Raw genomic sequence first — 2,495 nt, 5'->3', positions numbered from 1 at the left:
CCGCAGTGACAGAATTCTGCTTTGCATCACTTCGGGTAAGGCATTCAGGTAAATGCCTTGTCGGGTGCATCCCTCCCAGACATAAATCGCATGAGTGCCAAAAAAGGGGGAGTCTGCAGGCTGATAGATGTGATTGATCAGCAGAGCGGTTTCACCGACGGGGATATCACACAATGAGATACGGTCAGGATAACCCGGATAGCACTCTACCGTTTGTCGTATAGCATTATGATTTTTCAGATAGCTTTCGTTTTGTTCAAAAAGATGAGCAAGCGGCTCGGCTTTCAGGCCGGAGATTTTGTATTTCATAATGACCCCTGTGGTTTCCATCGCTACACCGCGAGTCATTACGTTATCGAATATCCTGGGGCAAAACTCGCCGTTTTCGGTCCGGGGAATCAGTGACAAAAACTTTGGTCGTCGCACGTGTTGCAATCATTAGCCACTGAACCTCAAAACACCCTATTTTTTCTCCTCCATACCTGTTCTCTGATTGGTACCTCGGAGAAAGATCGCTGAATCCGACCCGTTAACGACATGCCCATCACATAAACGAAAACAGATGAATACTTTTTTGTGACAACTAACACAACCTGATTACATCGGCAGGCAGAGGTAAGATTTTATCGTGATAATAGTTTACTCCGTACATTTCTGTTGTACATAGTACAACAACACGGTTTCTCCACTGCCCTAAATCGATGACAAAATTGTGAGGATTATCATGTCTGAGAAACAGCACATCACGACATTCTCTGCCGATATTGAGCAGCAGACCGTTAAGAAGGTGGTCTGGCGCATTTTGCCCTTTCTGATTGTCTGTTATCTGATTGCCATCATCGACCGCGGCAACATCGGAATGGCTTCATTACAGATGAACGAAGATTTAGGGTTGTCGAAAGCGGTATTTGGTTTTGCAAGCAGCCTGTTTTTCGTGGGTTACTTCCTGTTTGAAGTTCCCAGTAACCTCGCCATGCAGAAAATTGGCGCAAAGATTTGGATCTCTCGCATCATGGTATCGTGGGGCATTATTTCGGTCTGTACTGCTTTTGTTGAAAGTGCCAATACGCTCTACGTACTGCGCTTTTTACTGGGTGCAGCCGAGGCAGGCTTTTTCCCTGGCGTGATTCTTTATCTGACTTACTGGATCCCGGGCAAGTACCGTGCGCGTGTGATTGCAACCTTCATGGTGGCAATCCCGGCAGCGAACTTTATAGGGTCGCCTATCTCCGGCCTGATTTTGTCGCTCGACGGCTGGTTGGGCATGCGTGGCTGGCACTGGTTATTCATCCTGGAAGGTATTCCGGCGGTGGTTCTGGGGATTGCAGCCTTCTTTTTACTCAGTAATCGTCCGACTGACGCCAGCTGGTTAAATCAGGAACAAAAAGCGTGGCTGAGTACAACTATTCAGGCAGAAAACGAGAAGAAAAAAGCGATTGGTCATATCTCGCTATGGCAGTTACTGCGTCACAAGCATATCTGGGTGATGGCGCTGATTTATGCGGGTGCTTCTGCGGCGGGATCAACGCTGAGCGTCTGGTCTCCGCAACTGCTGAAATCGTTCGGGCTGGATAACTTCTCCACCGGTTTAGTCAATGCGATTCCTTACGGTCTGGCATCCATTCTGATGGTTGTATGGGGCAGAAGTTCTGACCGAAGCGGCGAGCGTCGCTGGCATACCGCATTAACGCTGTTCCTGATTGCGGGTGGTCTGCTCTCCGCCTTTATCACTAACAGCCTGACCGGCAGTGTTGTCATCCTGTCATTGGTATTAATGGGTGCCTACTCAATGAAAGGACCTTTCTGGGCGCTGGCATCGGGATGGATGTCATCCACTACCACTGCTGCGGGTCTGGCCGCTATCGGTGCGATGGCGAACCTGATTGGCGGAGGATTAATGGTCAACGTTTACGGCATCATTAATCAGGCGACCGGCAGCCATACGCTGGCAATGATGCCACTGGCAATCCTCTGTGGCATCGGCGGTATTGCGGTGCTGGTTATGGGTCGCAGAAAACAGTTAAACATCGAAGTTGACACGCACGCTTCGCCAGTCAGTAAATAACGTAATATCATCTGCAGATGCTGAACATTGCGTCTGCAGGTGAGTCCTTTCAGCGTTACTGACACAAGAGCACTGTTTTGAATAGCCTTTGAATATTCATCTTTTGATTTTAAGACGTCAGTGGATTAATTGAGCAGAGACGAGATCAGGCTTTCTGTCACAGACTTTCGCTTTGAACGGTAAGTTCTATTACCTCATCATACAAGTGGGTTTAAAGCCTCGCACCCTCTAAAAGCGATGGCTCAAAGCCTGCATCAGAGCAGGAGTGAAGAGAAAACCCCCGGTGGGCTGAAACATTCATATTACAACCATCAGGAAGTACATATATTCCATGAGGTAATTTTTAAAATGCGGGTGACATAAAGCAAGCAGGGAAGTATTCGCTAAGAGAAATTTAGCAAGAGTTTAGGATCAGAAAAACAGGATGCAA

Annotated in this window: 1 protein-coding gene and 1 pseudogene; one reads left to right on the top strand and one right to left on the bottom strand. The window is 47.8% G+C overall.

What is annotated here, in order from left to right; translation table 11 throughout:
- A pseudogene (locus tag K6R05_RS22020) lies at window positions 1-309 on the bottom strand (DUF1203 domain-containing protein); the annotation flags it as partial.
- Window positions 310-724: 415 nt separating this feature from the next.
- Between K6R05_RS22020 and K6R05_RS22025 the strand changes: the two are divergent.
- Window positions 725-2,065: an MFS transporter gene (locus K6R05_RS22025; RefSeq protein WP_222925558.1), complete on the top strand. Its 1,341-nt coding sequence runs from the start codon at window positions 725-727 to the stop codon at window positions 2,063-2,065.
- Window positions 2,066-2,495: the final 430 nt, after the last annotated feature.

The organism is Pantoea alfalfae (assembly GCF_019880205.1).
GTDB lineage: Bacteria > Pseudomonadota > Gammaproteobacteria > Enterobacterales > Enterobacteriaceae > Pantoea > Pantoea alfalfae.
This window is presented reverse-complemented; position numbering and strand designations above follow the sequence as displayed.

What these genes read in the sequence shown, in the direction of transcription:
- K6R05_RS22025 (WP_222925558.1), top strand. Translation starts at nt 725, where the DNA reads ATGTCTGAGAAACAGCACATCACGACATTCTCTGCCGATATTGAGCAG.